This is a genomic window from Micavibrio aeruginosavorus EPB (assembly GCF_000348745.1).
GTDB classification, from domain to species: domain Bacteria; phylum Pseudomonadota; class Alphaproteobacteria; order Micavibrionales; family Micavibrionaceae; genus Micavibrio; species Micavibrio aeruginosavorus_A.
Genome location: NC_020812.1, coordinates 517,155 through 542,532 on the forward strand (window position 1 = coordinate 517,155; position 25,378 = coordinate 542,532).

At 55.1% G+C, this 25,378-nt stretch carries 25 protein-coding genes; 20 read left to right on the forward strand and 5 right to left on the reverse strand.

Going from position 1 to position 25,378, the window contains the following annotated elements; all coding sequences use genetic code 11:
• Positions 1–41 precede the first annotated feature (41 nt).
• Genes A11S_RS02335 through A11S_RS02345 form a run of 3 tightly spaced genes read right to left on the reverse strand, consistent with a single transcriptional unit; the run spans position 42 to position 2,762 of the window.
• On the reverse strand, positions 42–1,391 hold the full coding sequence (locus A11S_RS02335; RefSeq protein WP_015466874.1) for a mechanosensitive ion channel family protein: 1,350 nt from the start codon (positions 1,389–1,391) through the stop codon (positions 42–44).
• 19 nt (positions 1,392–1,410) lie between these two features.
• Entirely contained in the window at positions 1,411–2,082 is a 672-nt protein-coding gene (locus tag A11S_RS02340; protein WP_148285087.1) for a hypothetical protein, read from the reverse strand.
• A gap of 2 nt (positions 2,083–2,084) precedes the next feature.
• On the reverse strand, positions 2,085–2,762 hold the full coding sequence (locus A11S_RS02345) for a TetR/AcrR family transcriptional regulator (protein WP_015466876.1): 678 nt from the start codon (positions 2,760–2,762) through the stop codon (positions 2,085–2,087).
• 408 nt (positions 2,763–3,170) lie between these two features.
• Here A11S_RS02345 and A11S_RS02350 point away from each other — a divergent pair, with 408 nt between their 5' ends.
• Positions 3,171–4,202, forward strand: coding sequence for an ATP-grasp domain-containing protein (locus A11S_RS02350; RefSeq protein ID WP_015466877.1), 1,032 nt, complete (start codon positions 3,171–3,173; stop codon positions 4,200–4,202).
• A 54-nt stretch (positions 4,203–4,256) separates the two neighbouring features.
• Here A11S_RS02350 and A11S_RS02355 read toward each other — a convergent pair whose 3' ends face one another.
• Positions 4,257–5,606 carry a penicillin-binding protein activator gene (locus A11S_RS02355; RefSeq protein WP_015466878.1) on the reverse strand — a complete coding sequence of 450 codons (1,350 nt, stop codon included), beginning with the start codon at positions 5,604–5,606 and terminating at the stop codon, positions 4,257–4,259.
• 101 nt (positions 5,607–5,707) lie between these two features.
• On the opposite strand from A11S_RS02355, the gene rsmI reads away from it, so the two are divergent.
• The 9 genes from rsmI (at position 5,708) to glmM (ending at position 14,681) form a co-directional block, all read left to right on the forward strand.
• Positions 5,708–6,577, forward strand: a complete 870-nt coding sequence (gene rsmI, locus A11S_RS02360; protein ID WP_015466879.1) for a 16S rRNA (cytidine(1402)-2'-O)-methyltransferase — start codon at positions 5,708–5,710, stop codon at positions 6,575–6,577.
• A complete protein-coding gene (locus tag A11S_RS02365) occupies positions 6,574–6,939 on the forward strand; it encodes a YraN family protein (RefSeq protein ID WP_015466880.1) in 366 nt (121 codons plus the stop codon). Before rsmI ends, A11S_RS02365 begins: the two co-directional genes overlap by 4 nt.
• Positions 6,940–6,969: 30 nt before the next feature.
• Complete coding sequence (locus A11S_RS02370; protein WP_015466881.1) at positions 6,970–7,590, forward strand: BON domain-containing protein; 621 nt, start codon at positions 6,970–6,972, stop codon at positions 7,588–7,590.
• Positions 7,591–7,607: 17 nt separating this feature from the next.
• Entirely contained in the window at positions 7,608–8,486 is an 879-nt protein-coding gene (locus A11S_RS02375; protein ID WP_015466882.1) for a SirB1 family protein, read from the forward strand.
• A 212-nt stretch (positions 8,487–8,698) separates the two neighbouring features.
• Complete coding sequence (pal, locus tag A11S_RS02380; protein WP_015466883.1) at positions 8,699–9,220, forward strand: peptidoglycan-associated lipoprotein Pal; 522 nt, start codon at positions 8,699–8,701, stop codon at positions 9,218–9,220.
• A 26-nt stretch (positions 9,221–9,246) separates the two neighbouring features.
• A complete protein-coding gene (gene ybgF / locus A11S_RS02385) occupies positions 9,247–10,227 on the forward strand; it encodes a tol-pal system protein YbgF (RefSeq protein ID WP_015466884.1) in 981 nt (326 codons plus the stop codon).
• Positions 10,215–11,255, forward strand: a complete 1,041-nt coding sequence (gene tilS, locus A11S_RS02390; RefSeq protein WP_015466885.1) for a tRNA lysidine(34) synthetase TilS — start codon at positions 10,215–10,217, stop codon at positions 11,253–11,255. Before ybgF ends, tilS begins: the two co-directional genes overlap by 13 nt.
• A gap of 132 nt (positions 11,256–11,387) precedes the next feature.
• Positions 11,388–13,313, forward strand: coding sequence for an ATP-dependent zinc metalloprotease FtsH (ftsH, locus tag A11S_RS02395; RefSeq protein WP_015466886.1), 1,926 nt, complete (start codon positions 11,388–11,390; stop codon positions 13,311–13,313).
• 6 nt (positions 13,314–13,319) lie between these two features.
• On the forward strand, positions 13,320–14,681 hold the full coding sequence (gene glmM / locus A11S_RS02400) for a phosphoglucosamine mutase (RefSeq protein WP_015466887.1): 1,362 nt from the start codon (positions 13,320–13,322) through the stop codon (positions 14,679–14,681).
• Between the two features lie 85 nt (positions 14,682–14,766).
• On the opposite strand, the gene A11S_RS02405 is transcribed toward glmM, so the two are convergent.
• On the reverse strand, positions 14,767–15,801 hold the full coding sequence (locus A11S_RS02405; protein WP_015466888.1) for an aldo/keto reductase: 1,035 nt from the start codon (positions 15,799–15,801) through the stop codon (positions 14,767–14,769).
• Positions 15,802–15,971: 170 nt separating this feature from the next.
• Between A11S_RS02405 and A11S_RS02410 the strand changes: the two genes are divergently transcribed.
• The 10 genes from A11S_RS02410 to cpaB all read left to right on the forward strand — a co-directional run bounded on the left by A11S_RS02410 (position 15,972) and on the right by cpaB (position 25,328).
• Positions 15,972–16,244, forward strand: coding sequence for an ankyrin repeat domain-containing protein (locus A11S_RS02410; RefSeq protein WP_014102083.1), 273 nt, complete (start codon positions 15,972–15,974; stop codon positions 16,242–16,244).
• 114 nt (positions 16,245–16,358) lie between these two features.
• Positions 16,359–17,651 (forward strand): adenylosuccinate synthase, encoded by a 1,293-nt coding sequence (locus tag A11S_RS02415; RefSeq protein WP_015466889.1) that lies wholly within the window; start codon positions 16,359–16,361, stop codon positions 17,649–17,651.
• 124 nt (positions 17,652–17,775) lie between these two features.
• Positions 17,776–19,932, forward strand: a complete 2,157-nt coding sequence (locus A11S_RS02420; RefSeq protein ID WP_015466890.1) for a protein kinase family protein — start codon at positions 17,776–17,778, stop codon at positions 19,930–19,932.
• Positions 19,933–19,945: 13 nt separating this feature from the next.
• Positions 19,946–20,467, forward strand: a complete 522-nt coding sequence (locus tag A11S_RS02425) for a hypothetical protein (RefSeq protein ID WP_015466891.1) — start codon at positions 19,946–19,948, stop codon at positions 20,465–20,467.
• A 138-nt stretch (positions 20,468–20,605) separates the two neighbouring features.
• Positions 20,606–21,157: a TadE/TadG family type IV pilus assembly protein gene (locus A11S_RS02430; RefSeq protein WP_235068001.1), complete on the forward strand. Its 552-nt coding sequence runs from the start codon at positions 20,606–20,608 to the stop codon at positions 21,155–21,157.
• On the forward strand, positions 21,158–21,703 hold the full coding sequence (locus A11S_RS02435) for a Flp pilus assembly protein TadG (protein WP_015466893.1): 546 nt from the start codon (positions 21,158–21,160) through the stop codon (positions 21,701–21,703). It begins immediately after the preceding gene.
• Positions 21,704–21,718: 15 nt separating this feature from the next.
• On the forward strand, positions 21,719–23,059 hold the full coding sequence (locus A11S_RS02440; RefSeq protein ID WP_015466894.1) for a vWA domain-containing protein: 1,341 nt from the start codon (positions 21,719–21,721) through the stop codon (positions 23,057–23,059).
• Positions 23,060–23,461: 402 nt separating this feature from the next.
• Entirely contained in the window at positions 23,462–23,677 is a 216-nt protein-coding gene (locus A11S_RS02445) for a Flp family type IVb pilin (RefSeq protein WP_015466895.1), read from the forward strand.
• A 141-nt stretch (positions 23,678–23,818) separates the two neighbouring features.
• Positions 23,819–24,298, forward strand: coding sequence for an A24 family peptidase (locus tag A11S_RS02450; RefSeq protein ID WP_081604741.1), 480 nt, complete (start codon positions 23,819–23,821; stop codon positions 24,296–24,298).
• A 151-nt stretch (positions 24,299–24,449) separates the two neighbouring features.
• Positions 24,450–25,328: a Flp pilus assembly protein CpaB gene (cpaB, locus tag A11S_RS02455; protein ID WP_015466897.1), complete on the forward strand. Its 879-nt coding sequence runs from the start codon at positions 24,450–24,452 to the stop codon at positions 25,326–25,328.
• Positions 25,329–25,378: the final 50 nt, after the last annotated feature.

Consider the following 25,378-nt stretch of genomic DNA (forward strand, 5'->3'; position numbering starts at 1 on the left):
CAGACGAACAAAAAACCCGCCAACAATGGCGGGTTTTTTTATTATGATTTATTATGGATGAACACTTCCCGGTGGGGATAGGGGATTTTAATATCGTGTTGATCAAACACATCCCACAGGGCCAGAAGAATTTCGCTTTTGATCCCAGCCGTGCCATTTTCCGGATCGGCAATCCAAAAATTCAATTGGAAATCCAGTGAATTGTCCCCGAACCCTGTAAACAGGCAGGACGGTTCCGGGAATTGCAGGATACGGGGATGCCCGTCCGTTGTGGCCCTGGCCAAGGTGATAATCTGGTGCGGATTGTGGCTGTAATCCACGCCGAAGACAACGCTGACCAGACTTTCCCGCCCACCACGGGACCAGTTAATGACGGGCTGTGTGACCAATTCCTCATTCGGGATCAGGTATGATCGACGATCCAGCGTAATGACCTCGGTGCATCGCGAGCCCATCTGCTTCACGGTGCCAATTCCGCCGGTGGACAGTTCAATCACATCGCCGGGCTGGATGGTGCGATCCATCAGCAACATCATGCCCGTAAACAGGTTGGACACACCGCGTTGCAGGCCCAGACCCACCCCGATGCCCACGGCACCAGAGAAGACGGCCAAAGCCGACAAATTAACCCCCGCCATGGTCAGCCCGATCATAACCGCCAGAATGGTCAGGACGATGCGAACAATTTTCCCAATCAACAGGCGTGACCCGCTGGTCATCGCCGGAATGTTAATCAAACGGCGTTCCACCGTGCGTGAAATGCTGGATGCGATATAAACCATGATCATGGTTGCAAACAGGCATTTGACAACAGTCAAAGCGGTCAACTGGAAATCGCCGATGGTCAGTGATGTCGCATTCAGGGCCTCAACCGTATCATCGAGAAAACCAAAGATGCTGAGCGCGGCAATCGACCATGTGATAAAGGCGATCACATTCCGCATTGTCGGGTTATGAACGATCTGAACCACCAGTCGGATCACGATCCAGGCCGCCGTCAAACGTGTGACCGCGTCAACCAGACCCAGCCGGATATCCGGTATCATGGAGGGCAGGAACGTCAGGCACAAGGATAGCAGGATAAAGATGCTGACCGGGGCCAGAGATTTTCGAATTTTCTGCAATACGCGTTTGACGATATGGGGGGCGTGCAGGCGGTTGATCACCTGGGCCAGCTTGGCCGACGATATTTTGTCGATCATAAACCCAACGGAAATCGCCGCCAGGATAATGATCGCTTCAATCGCCGTGTCCAGGGTCAGCACATTGGCAACGGTCCAGTCGGATGCGTGTTCGATCCAGCTTTTCAATGCGGCGGGATCAATGTCCAGAACTTCCGCTGTCAGGTTGGTGATGCTCTCATCGGTTTTGGGGCTCGATGCTGCGGTCATTTTGCGGGTCCTTTAATTATTATTGTGGTTTGGGCAGGTTTGGCCCTGTGCTTGAAGGGTTCAGGCGCGCGGCCTTGCCGCCATCGCGGTGGCGCAGGACGAGCGCGAAAGAACCGCCGCATTCATACGCGCTGGAATAATAACGGCCACGCGCGCATTTGCCATCTTCATAGAAGTAACGCGATGCCGCCAGCTTTTCGCCATCGTGGGGTATGCTGTTTTCCGCGGCCACTTTCAATGCCGCAATAAAAACATGGGCCCGGCGCAGGTCACCGCTATCGCGGCTTTCCCGGGCCATGCGGACCAGATCGCCAATATGAATGTAACAATGTTCCGGGAAGAACATGTCCTGTTCCGGATAATTGTAAACGCCCGGGCGGGGCAGGAAAAAACCAATCTCCCCGCGCTCCATACGGGATTGAAAGCTGCTGAGCGTCCTGAAATAGATGCTGCTGCCACTGTCCAGCGGGTTATCCGTGCGGGGTAGGGCTTTGCTCTGGTCGTTCAGGGCGCTCATAAAACAGCCGAGCTGAATAAACGGGGTCGCGGCCCATTTTTCGTTCAAGCTCTGCAATTCTTCATTCGTCACAGGGGGGATGGTTTGTAACGCTGCCCGCCCGTGGTCCGGCGTGGTGGTGTCGTTTCCCAAGCCTAGAATGGAGTTAAACATTCGTGTCAGAAGTTTTTTCACCCCTAAGCCCCCCGGATCATATTCAAAACCGTGACCGGGTAATCCTCAATAAAACGGTCATCCAACCCGTCCCGCGTGGTCAACAGGCGGAAAAATACAGGGCCCATAATCATATCGGCGGCAATATCCGGGGCGATGACGGCGGCAAATTCACCGCTGCGCTGGCCTTGGTACACGATGTGTTGCAGGGTCTGTTTGCGTGTGTCCATGTAAAAAGCCTGAAGCAGGGCCATCACGCCTTCATCGGCCTGGGCCTCGGCCATGATGTCGGCGATGATGCGGCCGTTGCGGCCACGCAAATGGCGGATCATTTTATCAACCTGACCCATCAGCGCGTCCGTCATGGTCATCGACAGGTCGGTCAGGTTGGGGGTGTGCAGATCCAATTGATCGGAAAACGCCTCAATCACCACCGCGACCTTGTTCGGCCACCAGCGGTAGATGGTGGTTTTGCCGACGCCGGCCTTGCGCGCAATCGCCTCGATCGACAAATCACGCAATGGTGTGTGCAACATCAGGCGACGGGTGGCGTCCAGAATGGCTTTGCGGGATTCCTCGCTGCGCGGGCGACCGGATTTTGCCGGGATGGGGGCTTGCGGGGCGTGCAATCCGCCCTCGCTCATGGGGGTGTCCATCGCGGCATCGGTGTGAATCTGGTTCAGGGCGTAGGCGTGTGACATAAGGGATCCTTGGTCGGTCATATATAAGTGTCAGAATGTGAAAACGATACGCCCTGTATCCGATTTTGGGCGAGGGGGCATGAATCCATAGCCAGCGCGCCAGCGCAAGTGCTTGAGGGGAAATCTGCACAGATTCTGTGACGTGCCCGCAAATCGCCACAATTCAGTTATTTTCCAGAATAATTTTGTCATCTAAGGCATTGAAAATAAATGAAAAGCCTTGTCCTGTTTGGCGGGGACGGTGTTTTCAGGTATAAACGGGGCCATCGAAGACTGTGCATGGCGTGATGGCCAAACCACTTAGGCGTATTCGACGAGACCATCAGGCGGCGGCCCGCCCAGAATAGACGTAGCGTAACCAGCGGACCGCCCAATTGTTAACCAAAAAACACAGGACGTACTCGACACATGAAAATCTGGTTTATTTACGAGCGTGACCTCGACACCCCCGAAGCGTTTGAAACGCTGCGTTATATGGAAGAGGGCAAAAAGCTCGGCCATGATGTGACCGTCTACAAACCCAACCAATTCGAAATTCTGGTCGCCGATGGTGATGCGGAACCCAGCATCCTGATCGACGGCGTCAAAACCGCTTTGCCGGATGTGTGCTTCCCCTATCTGGCGCGTAACGAAAACATGTATTTCTGCCTGGCCGTTATTCGTGAAATGGAACGCCAGGGCGTTCTGGTCATGAACGATGCCGCGACCATTGAATGCGTATGCGACAAATTGCACACGCACCAGGTTCTGGCCCAACACAACATCCCGACCCCGACCACGATGCTGGCCAAATTCCCGGTCGATGTGAAAATGGTTGAAAAACACCTGGGCTTCCCGGTTGTTGTGAAAACCGTTCTGGGCACACAGGGCAGCGGGGTTTTCCTGCTGAACAACGAAAACGAATTTACCGACATGATGGCGTTCATCGGCGAAACCAGTTCCGGTGTGCAGTTGATCATGCAGAAATTTGTCGCCGCATCATCGGGCCGTGACCTGCGTTTGTTCGTGGTTGATGGCAAGGTTATCGGTGCGATGGAACGTCGTTCCGGCAATGGCAGCTTCAAGGCCAACTACTCTCTGGGTGGATCGGTCGCGAAATTTGAACCCGATGCCGAAGCCGAATGGATTGCGGTGAAAACCGCCCGTGCCCTGGGCGCGGATATTGCGGGTATTGACCTGTTGTTCACGGATGATGGTCATTACACCGTGTGCGAAGCCAATGTGTTCCCGGGCTTTAAGGGCCTGGAAAAAGCCTGCGGTGTGAATATTCCGAAACAGGTTTATGTCGGTATTGAAAATCTGCTGTCCGAACATCGTGCTGCGCGCCGTGCAACGGCGGCTGTGGCCACGGGCGGTGGTGCATCCTTCACCCGCTGGCTGGGCAACGTTCGCAGCATCTTCGACACGAAGACCGCCAAGGCGAAAAAGAAAGCAGCCTAAGCAAAAATTCCTCATAAGAAAAAGGCGGCTCCAACCGGGCCGCCTTTTTTATTGTTACTGGATCACGCTGCTTTGCTGGATCGGGCTTTGGAATGTTTTGGGGGCGGGATCGACCACCACGATCTGGCCATTCCGATATTCCAAAACGGCCAGGCCGCGATCCACCAATCCATCCGGGCGGAAACGGAAAATACCGTCCAATCCCGCAAACCCGTTCGGGTTCATAATGGAATTCCAGTCAAAGGCGGGAGCTCCTTGCGTCATGTGGCCATTGCGGGCCAGAACGACGGCCAGTGCGGCGGCATCATAGCCCAGCGTTGCGACGCGCGGCGGCGTGATGCCATAGGCGTTACGGTATTTGGTGTTGAACGTATACAGGGCCGACGGTTCCGGCGCGGCAAACCATGCACCCTGCAGGTTTTTGTCCGACGCCAGCGTGACATCATCCCACAGCCCCGTTCCGATACGGCGCACCTGTTGCGGCGGCATGTCGAAATAGGTGAGCAGGTTGGCCAGCGCCCGTGCATCGGTTCCACCGGCCGGAATCATAACGGCTTCAAACGGGGCCGGCGCGCCGGAGGTGTGACGCAGGTCATACTGGCTGAATTGCTTGACTGCATCGGTCATGTTTTTGTCGCCGGGGGTGAAGCGCATGGATGATGTCATCTGCATACCAACAACCGGGGCCCGGTTTTGGAAGGCGCTGTACACCATCTGGCCATATTCGCTGTCCGGAATCATGACGCCAACATTGCGGATACCGCGTGTGGCGGCGTAATCAACAACGCGCTGGACCTGGCCAAACGGCATAAAGCCCATCAGGAAGGTGTTGCCCCCGGCCAGTTTCCAATCCGTCGAAAATCCGATGACGTTCAGGTTATAGCGATTGGCTACGCTTTTGACCGCGCGCACTTCATCGGCGAACAGCGGGCCCAAAATCAGTTGCGCGCCATCGCGGGCGGCGCTTTCGGCGGCGGCGGATGCGCCCTGGGCTGTGCCGTGCGTGTCACGCGGCATCAATTCAAAAGCGTCATAGCCGACATCGAACAGCGCCAGTTGCGCGGCGTTCATAATCGCTTCGCCCACTTCCTTGCCCTGGCCGGACAGCGGCACCAGCAAGGCCACCTTCACCGGGGGCAGGTTTTGCATTGGAATCGCGGCGGGCGGCGGGGTGAATGTGCCCGTGCTATCCCCCGGCTGGTTCAACAAAGCGTCCGTTTGTACCCCGGTTTGCGGATCGGTGTTCAGCCATTGACCCCGCGCGTCCAAAGAACCCGGGGCTTCGCTGGCCGGGGCCTGCGTCGTCGGGCGGGTCCACGGGCTGGAGGATGATGATCCGCAGGCGGTCAACAGGGTGGCCGCCGTAAAAATCATAAAAAACAGAACGGAAAGACGCTGAAACATGTGAAAAGTCCCCTTTTTGGGAGATGCCGCGGTGTGGCGCAGAGCCTAGCATACTCACAAAGGGCTATAAAGGCCGGGTTTTGTCGCTTATATATAGAAGTATGAAAACACTGCACCCCGTTTCCCTGCCGTCTGGCCTGTATCTGGTTTCAACACCCATCGGTAACCTGCGCGACATGACGCTGCGGGCGCTGGATGTTTTGACCGCCGTGGATACGATTATATGTGAAGACACCCGCGTGACCGCCAAATTGCTTCAGGCCCACGGCATTCCGAACAAGCCGCTGCTGGTTCTAAACGATCACAGCGAAAATAAGGGGCGGGCCGCGATCCTCAGCCGTCTGGCGAATGGCGAATCCATGGCGCTGGTGTCCGATGCTGGTACGCCATTGGTGTCCGATCCGGGCTATAAACTGGTTCGTGATGCCCAGGATTTGGGCATCATGGTCACCAGCCTGCCCGGCGCGAACGCGCCGCTGACGGCCTTGCAATTGTCTGGCCTGCCCAGTGATGCGTTTTGCTTCATCGGTTTTTTGCCGTCCAAATCGGTCGCACGCAAAAAGGAATGGCAGCGCTGGGCGCACAGTCCCGCGACCTTGCTGGCCTTTGAAACCGCACCGCGCCTGTTGGATTCATTGATTGATATGCGGGATGTTCTGGGCGACCGCGATGCCGCTGTGGTGCGCGAAATCACAAAAATGTTCGAAGAATCCCGCCGCGGAAAAATTTCCGAATTGATTGCCCATTACACGGCGGGAGGCGCGCCGAAGGGGGAAATCGTTCTGGTCGTATCCGGGGCACCCGATCATGTTGAAATGGATGATGCGGCGATTGATGCGATGATTACATCTGCGCTGGACAGCATGCGGGTCAAGGATGCCGCCGCGTTTGTGGCGGAGCAGACGGGCCGCCCGAAAAAGGAAATTTATGAACGCGCGCTGATTGTGTCGAAACAGGGACGCGATGAATGAAGAAGACCGAACCGGATCGCTATCGCCGGGGTATGAACGCGGAATTTTGGGCCGCGGTTTATCTGCGTGTGCGCGGTTATCGCATTCTGGAGCGGCGTTGCCGCACCCCGGTCGGGGAAATTGACATTGTGGCCCGCCGCGGAAAAAATCTGGTCTTTGTCGAGGTGAAGAGCCGGATGGATATGGTCACGGCGCTGGAATCCATTTCGCCGACACAACGCGGGCGGATTGTGCGGGCGGCGCAATATTACATGGCGCGGCTACGGCGCGAATTTGATCCGCGTTTTGACGTGATTGCCATTGTTCCGCCCTTTTCCTTGCGTCATATTAGGAACGCGTGGGATATATCCGGCGCGCTCTAACGTGTTTCTACAATCATTGGGGTCACCATCATGAAAAATTCCACCTCATCTGTTTTTATGGTTTTTGCCTGCGCGACTGTTCTGGCGCTGGGGGCGTGTTCGCCGTTGGGTGTGGCCACGGGCGCGGGCGCCACTGTGGGTATTGCCGCCGCGGGCGAGGGCGGAATCAGTGGCGCGGCCACCGATGTCCGTATTCGTACACAAATTAACGAAAGCTGGTTCCGTCACGATGTGGACATGTTCCGCAAGGTCGGCCTGACCGTGGATCAGGGGCGCGTGCTGTTGACCGGTATTGTGCAGAACCCCGATCACCGTGTTGAAGCCGTGCGTCTGGTCTGGCAGATCGACGGGGTGAAGCAGGTCATCAACGAAATTCGCGTGGATGAAAGCGCGGGGTTTGTCAGCTATGCGAACGATGCGTGGATTTCCACGAACATGCGTACATCCATGACGTTTGACCGAAATATCCTGTCCATCAACTATTCCATCGATACGGTGGATGGCACGGTTTACATCATGGGTGTGGCGCGGGATCAGGCCGAATTGGACCGTGTGATTGCGCTGGCCAAAAATATTCGTGGCGTGAAACAGGTGGTCAGCTATGCCAAGATGCTGGGCGAGCCCATCGTGTCACAGGCGGGCCAACAATAAGAGCGGGCGCATAATCAATGAACCAATCCCCCATCTCTGCATTACGTACCGATAATCCGGCGGATGTTATGAATCATCTGCGCGGATTGGGGGCGTTGCCGGATGGGGGGATTGATCTGGCGGGCACGGCCTTGTTGCTGGCGGCGCTGGACCAGCCGGGGATTACGCTGGACCAATATGAAAGCCATCTGCGCCGTTTGTCCGATGATGTGCGTGACCGCTTCGCCGCGTTGATTGACGCCGGGGCGGGGGACACACCGGACACAAAAATTGCGGCGCTGAAACATATTATTTGCGATCAATATGGCTATGACGGGGATCGCGACCAGTATGATGATTTGCAAAATGCCAGCCTGATCCGCACCATTGATCGACGTCGTGGCATGCCGATTACATTGGCCATTCTGTGCATCGCGGTGGGGCGTCGCATTGGGTGGGCGGTGCAGGGGTTGAATATTCCCGGCCATTTTGTCTGCCGGATGGATGACGGTGCGGTGCGCGTGATTTTTGATCCGTTCAACGGATGTAAAATTTTACAGGCCCCCGATCTGCGCCAATTGGTGAAACAGACATTGGGGCCGAATGCGGAACTCTCGGCCGATTATTACAACCCGGCGGATAACCGAACCATTCTGGTGCGGTTACAAAACAATATAAAATTGCGCCGTATCGAAGCCGAAGATTACGAAGGGGCGCTGAATGCGGTTGAGGCCATGCGCGCCTTCGATCCGGACGAGGTTCGCCTGCTATTGGATGCAGGGGTCTTGTATGCGCGGACCGGGCGGCTGAATGATGCGGTCGCGGCGCTGGAGGCGTATATCCCGCGCGCACCCAGTCCGCAGGATCGGCAGGATGCGGAAATGCTTCTGTTTCAGGTGCGGGATATTCTAAACTGACTTGTTTTCATAATTTGGCTGTGGCGGGCTGTGCCCGCAAAGCGCCGCGCCCTTGCCTTAAAAATGTCCAGAATATGTTATGTGATGGACCTGTTCGGCCCTTGCAAGTGTCTGGGGAACCGAATAAAAGATTCTGTATTAGCTCTCTGGGGGCGTGATTCTGCGTCGCTCAAACAACCTGAACCATTCATAAGAATTCGAGGAGTCGTCCCATGTTCGTCCGTAATCTGCTGCTGGTGTCCGCTATGGGCTTGTCTCTGGCTGCTTGTTCTTCCAAAGATGATCAAGCTGAAGTTGGTGAAGTGCGCGTTGGCGCAAACGACACCATGACCCCCGGTGCGCTGGATGGTTCCTATCAAGACATGAACGGTCCGATCCCGGGCACGCAACAGGATCTGGTTGTAAACATCGGTGACCGCGTCTTCTTCGGCTATGACCGCATCGACCTGACCCCGGAAGCACAAAACCTGCTGAAAATGCAAGCTGACTGGATGGGCCGTTACCCGAACGTCAACGTTGTGATCGAAGGTCACGCGGACGAGCGCGGTACACGCGAATACAACTTGGCTCTGGGTGAGCGTCGCGCAAACTCGGTTAAAAACTACCTGACGGCCATGGGTGTTTCCCCGGCCCGTATCCGCACGGTCAGCTACGGCAAGGAACAGCCGGCTGTACTGGGCTCCACACCGGAAGCCTGGGCACAAAACCGTCGCGGCGTGACGGTTGTTGAATAAGAACAGAACATAAGGAAGGAAAGCGCGTGATTATCCGTCATTCCGGTCGTCAATCGATCCGTAAGACCGTTCTTTCCACCCTTCTTGTTACAGTGATGGCCGGCGCGGTTTTCGCGCCGGCTTTCGCACAATCGGGGGGCGGCGATACGCAAGCACGCCTAACCCGGATTGAAAATGAAATCCAAACTTTATCTCGCGCGATTTTCAAGGGCGAAACACCGCCGCCCGGCGCGTTCGGTGCATCCGCTGATCAAACGGCACAGGCCGAATTGCAACTGCGCCTGACGCAGATGGAGGAAGACCTCCGCGTTCTGACCGGCAAGGTTGAAGAACAGAATTACCAGATGGAGCGCCTGCGTGACGAAGTGACGCAGTTGAAAAACGCATCCCTGTCCGCACCGGTTGCACCAACACCGGCCCCGCGCAATGGCATGATCGGATATCCGGAACAACAAACCACACCATCGCCCAGCGATATGGATGGCGTGGTTGATGTGCCTGCGCAAAATGATAATTTTTCCGTGACGGATCCGAATGCGCCCGCACCGGTGAATGCACCGACATCGGGGCAATTGGGATCGGCCGTTACGGCCCCGACGGGTCAGGCTGTTACGGCCGGTACACCCGCAGCGTTGTATGAAGAATCTTTCGCCTCTGTGCGCAGCCGTGATTTTGCCAAGGCCCGCGCCGGGTTCGAAAAATTCCTGAACGAAAATCCGGATCATAATCTGGCCGCCAATGCGACATACTGGCTAGGTGAAACCTATTACGCGCAGAATGATTATGAATCCGCGGCGCGTATCTTCGCCGAAGGGTTCCAAAAATTCCCGAAAGGGGCCAAGGGGCCGGACAACCTGCTGAAACTCGGCCTGTCTCTGGCTGGTTTGGGCAAGACGAAAGAAGCGTGCATCGCGCTGGGGCAATTGCGCAAGCAATATCCGTCCGGTGCCGTGCCTGTCCTGACGCAAGGCGATCAGGAAATGGCGAAACTGCAATGCAATCCCTAAACGTGCCTGTGAATCCTGAAACGCCGGATGAATTGACGGCGTGGTTTGGGATTCTGCCTGTCGTTCGTAACAATATTCAACGTGATCAAATTGTTGTCGCGCTGTCCGGTGGGCCGGACAGCATGGCGTTGCTGCATCTTCTGGCGCGTGCTCGCCCTGCGCGTACAATCATTCATGCTGTGACGGTTGATCACGGCTTGCGCGCCAATTCTGCGGATGAAGCGCGACAGGTCGGGGCGTGGGTGTCGACCCTGCATAATGTGCATCACCACATCCTGCGTTGGGACGGCGAAAAACCGGACAGCGCGATCATGGAATCGGCGCGGGCCGCGCGCTATCGCTTGCTGGAACAATTCTGCGCGGCGCGTGACATTGATAATGTGTGGGTCGCCCATAATCGCACGGATCAGGCGGAAACGTTTTTGTTTCGTCTGGCGAAGGGCAGCGGGCTGGATGGGCTGGCCGCCATTCACGAACAAACATCATCACCATCGGGTGCGGTGCGCATCCTGCGTCCCCTGCTGGATGTGGCCAAGGATGATTTGACGGCGTGGTGCGTGAACCAAAATATTCCTTTCGTCACCGATCCATCCAACCAGAATCCGGCCTTTGCCCGCATTCGTTTGCGTCAAAGCTTGGACGTTCTGGCGGCGGAGGGGCTGAGCGAAAAACGTCTGGCCACCACGGCTCGCCGTATGGGCCGGGCGCGGGCGGCTCTGGACCATTTCACGGATCAAGCGTGGGCGCAGGTGGTTACGGCCCAGAACGATACCATCATGATCGATCTGCACCTGTTGGCCACGTGGCCGGATGATATCCGCCTGCGTGTTATCCGCCGGGCCTGTGACCATGTTACAATCGATCGTGAAGGGTTTGGCCCCCGTCTGGACCGGCTGGAGGAGATCGTTGATCAAATCTTCGCCGATCATGATTTCCGGGCGGCGACGTTGGGCGGTGTTCTGTTGCGCCGCGCGCCGGGTGGCGGGGATCGCCTGCGGATCACACGCGAAGGCGAAAAAACAGCATAAAACCAAGCGAATCTGCGCGTTTTAGCGGCTGTGCGCCGCTTGTTTGCTTGGACAAATGTGCTACATATCCTGTAGAGTTCGAAAGCGTGCAAAACCACGCATTTTCAATAACGTAGAGGCGGAGCAATCACTGTGAACAATTTTGGCCGTAACCTGCTGTTCTGGCTGGCCGTTGGCGTAACGCTGGCGTTCCTGTTCAATGTGTTTCAAGGCGGCAAGACCGCGACCACGGGCGGTATGAGCGGTGATACGCTGGCCTATAGCGACTTCATGGCCGATGCCGGCGGTGGCCGTATTTCCGATGTCACCATCAAGGGGCAGGAAATCACCGGGCATTACAGCGCTGATGGCCGCGCGTTCCGCGTTCTGGTTCCGAACAATGAAAACGTGGTTGACCGTCTGGCCACCACGGGCGTTCGCATTACCGCCGAAAAAGATGATACCGGCAAGGTCAGCCTGATGGGCGTTTTGCTGTCCTGGTTCCCGATGCTGTTGCTGATCGGTGTGTGGATTTTCTTCATGCGCCAGATGCAGGGCAAGGGTGGCGGCGGTGCCATGGGCTTTGGCAAGTCCCGCGCCCGTATGTTGACCGAAGCGCATGGCCGCATCACGTTTGATGACGTCGCCGGGATTGAGGAAGCCAAGACGGAGCTGGAAGAAATTGTCGAGTTCCTGAAAGACCCGCAAAAATTCCAACGTCTGGGTGGTAAAATTCCGAAGGGCGCATTGCTGGTCGGCCCGCCGGGTACGGGTAAAACCCTGATCGCGCGTGCGGTCGCGGGTGAAGCCAACGTGCCGTTCTTTACCATCTCTGGTTCTGACTTCGTTGAAATGTTCGTTGGTGTTGGTGCATCGCGTGTGCGCGACATGTTCGAACAGGCGAAGAAGAATGCGCCGTGTATCATCTTCATTGATGAGATCGATGCCGTGGGCCGCCATCGTGGCGCGGGCCTGGGCGGCGGGAACGACGAACGCGAACAAACCCTCAACCAGTTGCTGGTTGAAATGGACGGGTTCGAAGCGAGCGAAGGCGTGATCCTGATTGCTGCAACCAACCGTCCGGACGTTCTGGACCCGGCCTTGCTGCGTCCGGGCCGTTTCGACCGTCAGGTCGTTGTGCCGCTGCCGGATGTGAATGGCCGCGATAAAATCCTGAGCGTACACATGAAGAAAGTGCCGCTGGCGAAAAACGTTCAATCCATGGTGATTGCGCGCGGGACGCCGGGCTTCTCCGGTGCCGATCTCGCCAACCTGGTGAACGAGGCCGCGTTGCTGGCCGCGCGCCGTGGCAAACGTGTTGTCGGCATGGAAGAATTCGAAGATGCCAAGGACAAGGTGATGATGGGCACGGAACGTCGGTCCATGGCCATGTCCGACAAGGAAAAGAACCTGACCGCCTATCACGAAGCCGGTCACGCCATTCTGGCCATCCATGAACCGGAATCCGACCCGATCCACAAGGCAACGATCATCCCGCGCGGTCGCGCGCTGGGTATGGTGATGCGCCTGCCGGAAGGGGACCGTCTGTCCGTTGCGTATGACAAGCTGAAAGCCGATCTGGTCGTCGCCATGGGTGGCCGCGTGGCCGAAGAACTGATCTTCGGCAAGGAAAAGGTCACAACGGGCGCGTCCAGCGATATTCGTTTTGCAACGGATATGGCGCGTCGCATGGTCACCGAATGGGGCTTCAACGAAAATCTGGGCCCGTTGCATTATGGTGCCAATCAGGAAGAAGTGTTCCTGGGCCACTCCGTCACGCAATCCAAAAACATGTCGGAACAAACCGCATCGGTGATTGATTCCGAAGTGCGCAAGATTGTGGAAGTCGCATACAAACGTGCCCATGACAAACTGACCGAACATCTGGATCAACTGCACACGCTGGCCAAGGCGTTGCTGGAATATGAAACGCTGAGCGGGGAAGAGATCAAGGCCGTCCTGCGCGGTGAAGCCATCATCCGCGACACGGGCCCGGATGAAACCGATGATCGTCCGCATTCATCCGTTCCGACGGGTGGCGATATCGATCTGGGCTCCATCAAGCCGCAAGGGGCATAAGTCAGAATGGCCCGTAAATATTTCGGTACCGACGGTATCCGCGGTCGCGCCAACACGTTCCCGATGACCGCCGATATGGCGTTGAAGGTGGCCATGGCCGCCGCCGCGTCCATCCGTGCGGATCAGGGGGGGCTGCATCAAAACCGCGCCATTATCGGCAAGGACACACGCCTGTCCGGCTATATGCTGGAAGAAGCGATGGCCGCCGGTTTCGTGGCGATGGGGATGGAGGTCATTCTGGTCGGCCCGATCCCGACGCCGGGGATTGCCATGCTCACGCGCTCTCTGCGCGCCGATGTCGGGGTGATGATTTCCGCATCCCACAATCCGTATGAAGATAACGGCATTAAATTGTTCGGTGCCGATGGCTATAAGCTGCCCGATGCGTTGGAAGAGGCGATCGAGGCACGCATTGATACGCCTGACCTGTCCGCCGAACTGGCCCCGGCCGATCGCATTGGCAAGGCCAGCCGTCTGGAAGATGCACCGGGCCGCTATATCGAATTTATCAAAAGCAGCTTCCCCAAGGGTATGAGCCTTGAAGGCCTGAAAATCGTTGTCGATTGCGCCAACGGTGCGGCCTATAAAATCGCGCCGCAAGTTCTGTGGGAGCTGGAGGCCGAAGTTATCGCCATGGGCGTGACCCCGAATGGCCGCAACATCAATGACAAATGCGGGGCCACGGCCACGCAAGCGTTGCAGGACCGCGTTGTGGCCGAGAAAGCCGATATTGGTATCGCGCTCGATGGCGATGCCGACCGCATCATCATGGTGGATGAGCGTGGCCAGCGTGTAGATGGCGACCAATTGATGGCGCTGCTCGCCCGCTCGGGTCAGACCAATGGAACATTGCGCGGCAATGGTGTTGTCGCCACCGTCATGTCCAATCTGGGGCTGGAACGCTATTTGAAAACGCTGGGTATGGATTTGATCCGCACGCCAGTGGGCGACCGTCACGTTGTCGAACGCATGCGCGCCGATGGGTATAATCTGGGCGGGGAACAATCCGGCCACATTATCATGTCCGATTTCGGCACGACGGGGGATGGATTGCTGGCGGGCTTGCAAATTCTGGCCGCACTGAAACAGCAAAGCTTCCCGGCATCAACCGCGCTGAACATTTTCACGCCGGTGCCCCAGATTTTGAAAAACGTCCGCTTCCAGAAAGGGCACAAGCCGCTGGATCATGACGCGGTGAAGGCCGCGATTGAAAGCGCCGAGGCCAAATTGGTGAAAGAAGGCCGCTTGTTGGTCCGCGCATCCGGCACCGAACCGTTGATCCGTGTGATGGCCGAGGGGGATGATCAATCCCTGGTCGAAACGGTGGTCAATGATCTGTGTGGTGTGATCGAAAGCGTCGCGGTTTAATCATCGTATTACAAAAACGCCCCAGAAAAAGCACATCAAAAAAACGCCCCAGTGTCCGGGGCGTTTTTGCTTGGGGAAGGAAATTTTACCATTTCACTGGTTTCGGGTTGCGTTCATCAAACCCCATTTGGTGCCAGTAGGGATAGGCCGGGGTTTTATGGCTGACATTGTCCAACCGTTCAATTTGATCGGCGCGTAACGTCCAACCCAATGCGCCCAAATTCTGGCGCAACTGGTCTTCGGTCCGGGCACCAATCACAATGTTGGAAATGGTCGGGCGTGTGCTCAGCCAGTTCAACGCGACCTGCGGAATGGTTTTTCCGGTTTCTTTGGCGATCTCGTCCAGAACATCAACGATGTTATACAGATGCTCTTCGTTGACCTCTGGCCCACCGACGGCACCGGATTCGCTGGCCATGCGGCCCTCGGTCGGTTTTTGTCCGCGGCGGATTTTTCCGGTCAGGCGGCCCCAGCCCAGCGGACTCCAGACCATCGTGCCCAGCCCCTGATCCTGGGCCAGCGGCATCAATTCCCATTCATAATCGCGGTTGGCGAGGGAATAATATCCTTGATACGCAACATAACGCGCCAATCCATCTTTCTCCGACGCGGCCAGCGATTTCATCACATGCCAGCCCGAAAAGTTGGAGCAGCCGATATACCGGATCTTGCCCGCCGTGATCAGGTCGTCCAACGCGCGCAATGTTTCCTCAACCGGGGTCAGGGCGTCAAACCCGTGCATGAAATACAGATCGATGTGATCGGTGCCCAGACGTTTCAAACTGTCTTCACACGCTTTGATCAGATGGAAGCGGGATGATCCCTTGTCGTTCGGGCCATCGCCCATGCTGAACGTCGCCTTGGTGGAAATAAGCATGTCATGACGGCGGCCTTTGATGGCTGCGCCCAGAACCTCTTCCGATGCACCGGCGGAATAAATGTTGGCGGTGTCGAAAAAGTTAATGCCGGCCTCCATGCAAATATCGATCAGGCGGCTGGCGGCCTTTACGTCGGTATCACCCCAGACTTTGAAAAATTCAGTGGTGCCGCCAAAGGTGGCGGTGCCAAAGCTGAATACGGGTACTTTCAGGCCGGATCGGCCCAACTGTCTGAATTCCATGGTTTTTGGTCCTTTTGGTTAAAATCGCGCTATCCAATGTGGGGCAAGGGGCGGAAAAGAAAAGGCTGGATGCGGCCTGAATACAGGATTATCCCGTTGACAAATCCGCATATTTTTCATATTCTTCGACCAGTTTTTAGGACAGGCCCGATTCGACGAAAGGACCCCACATGACCATCAGCAATCAGGACAAATTGTTTGCCGCCGCCCGGTGCGGGGATAACGCCACCATCCGTCAATTGGCCTTCAGCGATGTCGATTTTGGCGCCCGTGATGAAAAGGGCCGCACCCCGTTCAATCTGGCCACCCAATATGGGCATGCGGATACGGCCAAAACCATTCTGGCCGCCAAGGAAATGAAATATATGCAGCAATTGGGTCTGGTGGGTGAGGGGTCCGTCGCCCCCGTTCGCGAAGACGAAGCCCAAAAAGCCGTTGGTTAAGCCGCCTGTAATGGCCAAATAATGTTTTTTAAAACCGACCCTTGAATACAGGGGTCGGTTTATGTTTGTGTACACCGTAACAGCCAGCAATGGCCAACAATGGAGAGTTTAATTATGGCGAATGTCGCGGTCATCGGGTCCCAATGGGGTGATGAGGGCAAGGGTAAGATTGTCGATTGGTTGTCCTCGCGGGCCGATGTTGTTGTCCGTTTCCAAGGCGGCCACAATGCGGGCCACACGCTGGTGATCGACGGGGTGACCTATAAACTCCATCTGCTGCCGTCCGGTGTTGTGCGTGGTGGCAAACTCTCTATCATCGGTAACGGTGTTGTGATCGACCCGTGGGCACTGATGAAAGAAATTGGCGATGTGCGCGCACAGGGCGTTGAAATCACGCCGGACAATTTGATCATCGCTGATAACGCGTCGCTGATCCTGCCGGTTCACTCGGCGGTTGATAAGGCGTTCGAGGCCGCGCGCGGCAAAAAATCCATCGGCACGACAGGCCGCGGCATCGGTCCGTGTTACGAAGACAAGGTTGCGCGTCGTGGTATCCGCGTGTGCGATCTGGCGGATGATGAATTGCTGATGGAAAAGGTCGAACGTCTGCTGATGCACCACAATACCTTCTTGAAAGGTTTGGGCGCGGATACGATTGAACCGAAAACCATTTATGATTCATTGGTGCAAATTCGCGGCGATATTCTGCAATTCGCCGCGCCTGTGTGGCAACGTCTGGATGTTGCCAATAAGAATGGTGAGAAAATCCTGTTCGAAGGCGCGCAAGGCATCATGTTGGATGTCGATCACGGTACATATCCGTTTGTGACATCCTCCAACACTGTGGCGGCCCAGGCTGCAACGGGGTCCGGCGTAGGCCCGCGCACTGTGGGTTATGTTCTGGGGATTACCAAGGCGTACACAACCCGCGTCGGGTCTGGTCCGTTCCCGACGGAATTGCTGGATGATGATGGTGAAACGCTGGGCCGTCGCGGCCATGAATTCGGCACCACCACGGGGCGGAAACGCCGGTGCGGATGGTTCGACGCGGTTCAGGTGCGTCAGGCCATTAAAACATCCGGCATTGACGGCATCGCGTTGACCAAGCTGGACGTGCTGGACACGTTTGCGGAGATCAAGGTTTGCGTTGGTTATGATTTGAACGGTGTTCGTCTGGACCGCCTGCCCGCCGGGCAGAAGGAACAGGCCGCGGTCACCCCCATCTTCGAAACCATCGAAGGCTGGCAGGAAAGCACGCAAGGTGCCCGCAGCTGGGCCGATCTGCCCGCCAAGGCGATTAAATATATCCGCCGTTTGGAGGAATTGATCGAAACCCCGGTCGCCATGGTCTCCACCAGCCCGGAACGGGACGACACCATTTTGGTCCAGGACCCGTTCGCGGCCTAAGGTCTCGCAATCTAAGACTTTGCGGGTTTTACAAAAACCGGATTGGGATATACAATGAAGAAAGCGGTGTCATGCAACACCGCTTTCTTCGTTCTGACAAATCCTCGCCCGGTTCTACGCCCGTATGACATCCGATGAAGCCACAGAAAAGGCCGCAAAAGCCGCCCCGGTGACCGAACCCGCGGGCGAGGCCGTTACGCCGCAGGCGGCTGAGACTGAACCGGCCCCGGCTTCATCGCCAGCTTCACCACCGGCATCGGGTGGTTCTGGTGCGGTCACGTCGCTGGCGGATAAGTTTTTTATCCATCCGCAAAAACCTCTGCCGCAATTTGATCAAGGACCGGTGAAGGCCTATGGCGTGACCCAGGGGCGGGACGCCGTTGCGGTGGACCATTTCGCGCTGATCTGTGAACCGCATCTGACGCCGCGGGCGCGATTGGCGGGGGCGTATAACGGCATTTCCAACCCCAATGTGATCCGTCTGGTTGGTTCGGGTGTCATTTATTGGCCGCCGACATCGGAAGAGCGCTACACCTTTATCTACGAAAAACCCGCAGGGCCGCCTCTGATGCGGCACAATGAATTCAAGGGGTTGGATATGAAGCCGGACATTGTCGTGTCCAGCATCATTCGTCCTTTGGTCGGGGCGCTGGCCGATATTCGTGACCGGGACATGGCGCATGGGAATGTGCGCCCGTCGAATATTTTTGCCGCCATGTCGGGCGATGTGATTGACCGGATTGTTCTGGGCGATTGCCTGGCGACGCCACCATCTTACGCGCAGCCGATTATCTTTGAGACGATTGAGCGCGCCATGGCCGACCCCATCGCCCGTGGACTGCCGTCGCAGGAAGATGACATGTACGCGTTGGGCGTCACATTGGCGCTGCTGCTGCGCTCACGCGATCCGCTGGAAGACATGAGCGACGAAGATATTATTCGCCAGAAGATTGAAAATGGAAGTTATACGGCCTTGCTCAGCCGCGACCGTTTTACCGGGGCTATTCTAGAGCCCTTGCGCGGGCTTCTCTATGACGATCCGGCGCAGCGTTGGTCTGTTTCTGATTTACAACAATGGATGGATGGGCAACGGTTGAGCCCGAAACAGGCGGCCAAGAAAGTCAAAGCCGCGCGTCCGCTTCATTTCAATGAAGAACGCTATTTCCGCCCGTCATTGCTGGCCATGGATTTGCACAAGGACCCGGGTGCGGCGGTCCAGTTGGTTGAAAACAACCATATGGAACAATGGATCAGCCGGTCGCTGGATGATCCGCAGGTGATGAAGCGCTATGAAAGCGTGGTTGAAAGCATGACTGAACTGGGGCGCGGGGCCGGGTATTGGGACCGGCTGTTGTGCCGCCTGTCCATTGCGCTCGATCCTGATGCGCCCATTCGCTACAAGGGCTTGTCGTTGACGGCGGACGGGATTGGTACGGCTCTGGCCCAGGCCGTGGTCAAGAAAGAGGATATTGCTCCCTACGCTGAATTAATTTCCCAGCAAACCGTAATGTTCTGGGTCGGTGCCGCGCCTGCGGCGCAAATGGATGTCGGGGCCTTGGTGGGGCGTTTTGATGCCTGTCGTGCGTTCCTGCGGCAAACATCGCCGGCCTATGGGATTGAGCGGTGCCTGTATTTCCTCAACTCTGAATGCCATTGCCTGAGCGACAAGCTGAAGGGCTATTTGGTGCGGACGCCGGAAGATTTGTTGCGGGCCTTCGAAAAAATTTCATCATCGCCCAAGCGTCCGGAATTGTTTCTGGACCGCCATGTCACGGCGTTTCTGTCGGTGAAGGATCGCAAGGATATTGACCCGTATCTGATCGAGCTGGGTGCGGATGAACCGTATAAGCGTATTTTGGGCAATATTAAAACGCTCGCCACCATTCAACAACGGTCGCGGATGGAAAAACTGCCCGGCATTTGCGGGTGGATGGCGGATATTTTGGACCCGGTTCTGGCGCAGTTGCATGACCGCGATTTACGCATCAGCCTGGGCGAAAAAATTCGAAAAATTGCCGCCGGGGGCGATATTACAAAAATTGCGGCCCTGCTGGATGATCCAAAAATCACACAGGACGATACCAAGGCCTATAACGAAGCGCGGATGGAATACTTCAAGCTGCGCCAGGAAAGTATGGAATTGCAGGCCGACATGGCCGATCCAGATCGGATCAAGCTGACCACTGGACGTGAAATGGCGGCGATTTTTTCCTGCATTCTGGCTGGGGTGATCATGTTGTTTTTTGCCTTCATGTTCTTCACCAAATCATCCGGGTTGTAAAAGGCGTAACGTCATGGCGGCAAAGAAAAAACGTAAAAAACCGATCACATGGCAAACGCAGGTTTTGCTGCTGTTTGCATTTATTTTGTCGATCGTCTTCCTGCCAACGACCATTTTGATTTTTTTCGGTATGTTGCCGACGATGGTGGCCTCGTTTATCGGTCGCGGTCGGGAAGGGAGCCGGGCTCTGACCGTTGGGGCCATGAACTTTGCCGGATGTTTTCCCTTCATTCTTGATCTCTGGACATCGCGCAATACGGTGGAGCAGGCCGTATCCATGCTGTTTGATCCACGCACGATCGTCGTGATGTATTGCGCGGCGGCGGTGGGGTATTTGATTGACTGGGCCGTTTCCGGATTGGTGGGCAATATTCTGGTGCAACAGGCAAAATCGCGTATTGCCGCGATTGATGAGCGACAGGCCGCCATGGTCAAGCGTTGGGGGCATGAAGTAACGGGGGAAGTGGCCCTGGATGAGCAGGGTTTTCCGATGGATGATGATGGGCCTGTTGGGACAAAAACGAAGAAGAGTTGAGATTAAGCGTAAAATTTTATCTGCTTTTACAATGTCTTTGATCAACAGTTCACTCTCCCTTAAGTGCAAAAAACGATAATGGAAGATGGGTTTTTCCGGCTCGCTGGGGTCTGGAACCGAATCCGGGGAATGAAAAACATGGAAACGCAATATCGGGGGCGCAGGTTCTTGTCCTTCTGGCGCGATACGCGGGGTTCGACCGCGGTCGAATTCGGCCTTGTCGCCATTCCTTTTATTTTCATGACCATCGGTATCATCGAACTGGCTCTGGTCTTCGCCGCCGCCAATATGCTGGAAGGCGGCGTCGCCGAGGCATCGCGCCTGATCCGCACCGGAGAGTTACAACAGGCGGGCGGCGATCCGGAAGAAACATTCCGCGAGGCGCTCTGCGCGCACGCGCTGGTTTTGATTGAATGTGATGGGATCGTTGTTGAATCAATTGCAATCGAGGACAATACGTTTGAAGGCATATCGGAACTTGTTCCTGAATATGACGAGGATGGAAATTTAATCCCCTCTGGATTTGAGTTGGGTGAGGTGAGCGACGTTGTTCTTGTGCGTGTGGCCTATCGCTATCAATTTATGACACCGCTTTTTGGTGATATTTTTTCAAACCAGCCGGATCGCGCGTACCCCATGCTCGCCACGGCCGTGATGCGGACGGAGCCTTATGAGTTTGAGGATGAATAGATGAAAAAGCATTCTCAATGTCTTCGCTGGTTAAATGATGAAAAGGCGAGTATCGCCGCCGAAGCCGGGATATTTATTCCTATTTTGTTCAGCATGTTAGTGGCGGTTTTTTTTTTTTTTTCAGCCATTTTGGTGAACCAAAAGGCCATTAATGCCTCGCAGATGACAGCAGATTTAATCGCCCGGGAAATCAGCGTGAATGATCAGCAGGTCGAAGATGCGATGGATGCCGCACGGCAAGCGATGCTGCCATTAAACCTGACAAACTTTGGGGTTGCTATAGCCAGTGTGCAATACAACGCAGAGAATGAGCCAGAGATTCTTTGGCAGGACGTAACCGGTACGGCTGAGGAGTTTGAGGTCGAAGACGCACCTATTCAGGGCACTATCGGTCTTGGTGGCGAAGGGGATGGAATGGTGGTTGTTCAGGTCACCTATGAATATGATCCGGTCTTTTCGGGATCATTCCTTCCTACGATCATGATGCGAGAAGTAAGCTATACGCGCGGGCGGCGTTTGCCGGTTGTTACGCGTATTGACGGATAGAATGGGATAATTGTTATGATGCAATTTCTGCGACAATACTGGTACGATTCCGGTGCTTCTTTGGCGGCTTATATGGCGCTGACGATTCCGGTCCTTGTTGGATCTATTGGCATGGCCACGGATGTTGGTATGTCCTATCTCGTTCGCGCCAGATTGCAGGGTGCGCTCGATGCTGCCGCCCTTGCAACGGCCGCGGCAACATCATCGGGTGATGCTGATATTGGCGAAAAGCTGGAAGAGTATTTCGAAGCGAACTACCCTCCGGAAAAAATTGGCGTTCCCTATGATCTGGATTTCGAAGATTCGGATGAGGCTTTGTTTGTGAGTGCGCAAGCGCGTTACAATACAATGTTTGTTCGCGTTCTGGGGATTGAAGAGATTAACGTTGCGGCCTCGACCACAATTACGCGTGCCGTGCGGGGGATCGAAGCTGTTCTGGTGCTGGATAACACTGGATCAATGTCGAATAATAACAATATTCAAAAATTACGTGATGCGTCAGAAACTTTTGTCAACACATTGTATGACCGCGCAGGTGAAGACGAAGAGTATGTGAAGATTGGCATTGTTCCTTACAGTTCGACTGTAAATGTCGGGCGTTATGGCTTGGGCCTTAATCCGGATGGGTCCCACTATGGCGATCCGTTTGTGACATTGCCTAATGGTGTGACCTATAATTCGAATTGCGGCGGAAGCAGTACATCGCGCTGGTGTGGGTGTGTTTTGGCTGAAGATTATCCAGGTGATGTTGAGGAGTTTGAGGATAACGTCGGGGCCTATCTTTACAGAACGTGTTCCTATAGCAACTGGAGCAAAACATGGACTTGTACTGTGCAGTCCACGCCCAATCGCTATTGCCCGCCACCGATCACTCCCCTGACCAGTGACCGCGAGGTTTTGCTCGATGCAATTGATGATTTGCGTGCCGACGGGAATACGTTAGGGAACTTTGGCATGATCTGGGGTTATCGCGTCGTTTCACCGGAATTCCCGTTCGAAGAAGGGGCGGCGTGGGATGATTATATCTGGCGCAAGGCCGTTGTGATGATGACTGACGGTGATAACACCATCGGGAACAGTAGTTTCTATTCTGCCTATGGTTGGGGCGCCATGCATGGTATCAGCACAGCCGACATTAATGATCGCTTTGAAGAGGTCTGCGCGCTCATGCGAGAGCAGGGGATCCTTGTCTACACCATCGTTTTTACGTCTGGCATCAATCAGGCGACAAAAGACATGTATCGTGCCTGTGCGACCACCTCGAACATGTATTATTACGCCCCCAGCGGGGATGATCTTGAGGAAGCGTTTGAAAAAATTGCGCGTGAGTTGAGTAACTTGCACGTGAGTAACTAATGCAATAAATCCCTTTCTGTTGAATCAACGGGACTCGGTTTTGAGTCCCGTTTGATTTTTGTGGAAGTATTCATTGGGGCGATGATTCTGCTTTTACTATAGATTTGCTAATTACTGTGTGGGTTGTGCGGCTTTAAATACTTGTTCCTGTATTTTGTAGTAATAATTGTAATATTTGTAGTTGTTCTATGCTTTCTATATAAAATTTTATGTAAAAACACTCTAAGTTTTATTTGTTTATGATAGTTTTTTCTATAATTCAGTGCGTCGTTTCTTCATTTTTTTAACCCCTCGTTAAAAATTTAGGGTATATTCTGGGGACTGTGGGTTCGCGCGCTGGTGCAATGCCTGTGCGATTAGGGGAACCAAAAAGCTGGAAACCAAACGAAGGAGACTTCAACTATGTTGTTCACGTTTATCAAGGCTATCAAAGAAGCCTATGTAAAGGATATCAAGGGCGCGACCGCCATTGAATATGGTCTGATTGCTGGTGGCATTTCGCTGGCTATCGTTGCGGCTGTGTTTGCATTCGGTGATGATTTGGCCGCCCTGTTCTCGTCGATTGCTGCTGCTATGGCAGAGGCTTCGGCAGACGTTGAGGCTGATCTGGGCAGCTAATATATAAGTCTGCGGTTTAACGAAAACCCGTCTGGGGGCTTCCTTCAGACGGGTTTTTGACTCTGTGGGGGTCGAATGGATATCACCTTTGCTCTTCTAATTGTCTACGCTGTGTGTGTTCTTGGCGCCCTTTGTGTGGCTATGGGGGCGGCGTGGTCCGATTGGCGCTCTATGACCATCCCCAATTGTTACAGCGTAATCATGATCGGGTTGTTTTGTCTGGGCTATGGCGCGTTGGCTTTGGCTGGGGCGGCACCGGCGCCGTGGTGGGATTATGTGACTTCCATGGCCATCGTATTTTTTGTGACGCTGGCTATGTTCCTGGTCAAGGCGATTGGAGGGGGCGATTCCAAATTTGGGGCGGCTTGCGCATTGTGGGTCGGTCTCGGTGGCCTTATGCCGTTCCTGCTGGTCATGATGCTTGTCGGTATGGTGTTGGGCATTTGTGCCTTGCTTATGCGTAACCGCGTTGTGTTTTTCCGCGCGGTGCCGGATGGGTGGGTTGATCGCGTGCAGCGGGGGCAAAATGCCATCCCTTATGGGATTGCCATAACACTTGGCTGGCTTGCGGGGGTGCCGGCGGGGGGGCTTCTGGACTCGCTGATGGCATTTTTCCATTAAATGCCAAGGGCTTTTCTGGCTTTGTTAAAATAAAAAATCCGGGTATAATGGGGCTGCGGCACGGTCGTGCCTGTCCTGTTTTCTCTGTGGTTCAATCCATCCTGCGCGGTTTTTGACAACCGTATCTTTTATCCCTGACAGGGGCTTTGTGATGAATAAAAACCTTTTGATCGCCTTTGCCGGCGCTTTGCTGATCGCCATTCTCGTGGCGATGTTGATGAGCACGTTGCTGGGCGGCACGAAAAAGAAACAGCCGCGTGTGGCTGAAGTGAAGCGCATCGAAATTTTGGTCGCGGCAAAACCGATCGCGATCGGACAATATCTGTCATCCGAAAATGTGAAGTGGAAACCGTGGCCGGAAGAGGCTGTTTTCCCTGGGGCGGTTGTTCGTAAAGGCGATCAAAAAGCGAATGATGCTAAAGAGGGGCGTGCTGCACGTGCCTTTATTGTTGATGAGCCGATCGTTGATAGCGCGATTATTGCAGGCGAGGGAAGCTTCACCGCCGCGCGGTTGGAGCCAGGTATGCGAGCCGTTGCAATTAAAGCCAACACAATTACGACGGCGGGGGGCCTGGTGCGTCCGGGCGACCGTGTCGATGTGATTTTGGTTGTGGGATACGAAATGGAAGCGAATAGCGCCGACCCCTATACAGAAAGCCTGATGGAAAGCATTGCTGATCGAAATCTGGAAGAGGTTGCCGCTCAGACAATCTTGCAAAACGTTCGCGTGCTGGCTGTTGATCAGCGTGAAGCGCCACCTTCAAGTGGGGATAAGGCCTCCGCTGTGAAAAAAGTCAAAACCGTGACGCTGGAAGTTGATACGCGCGGGGCGGAAAAACTTGTAACCGCCTTGAAAACAGGATCCCTGCATCTTTCTCTGCGGTCGCTGGGGGATACAAGCCTTTTTGATGAAAATCGCCCAAGCACCACAGACGCACGCATGATCAACATTGACGATGAAATTATTGGTCAGGCCAACAAGTCTATTGGTGGGTTGCGGATTTACAGTGGCGGGGTGCCAACGCGGTAAAAGCGAAGCGTTCGCTTTTTTAATACGGTCAAGTTCGAGTTTGAAATATG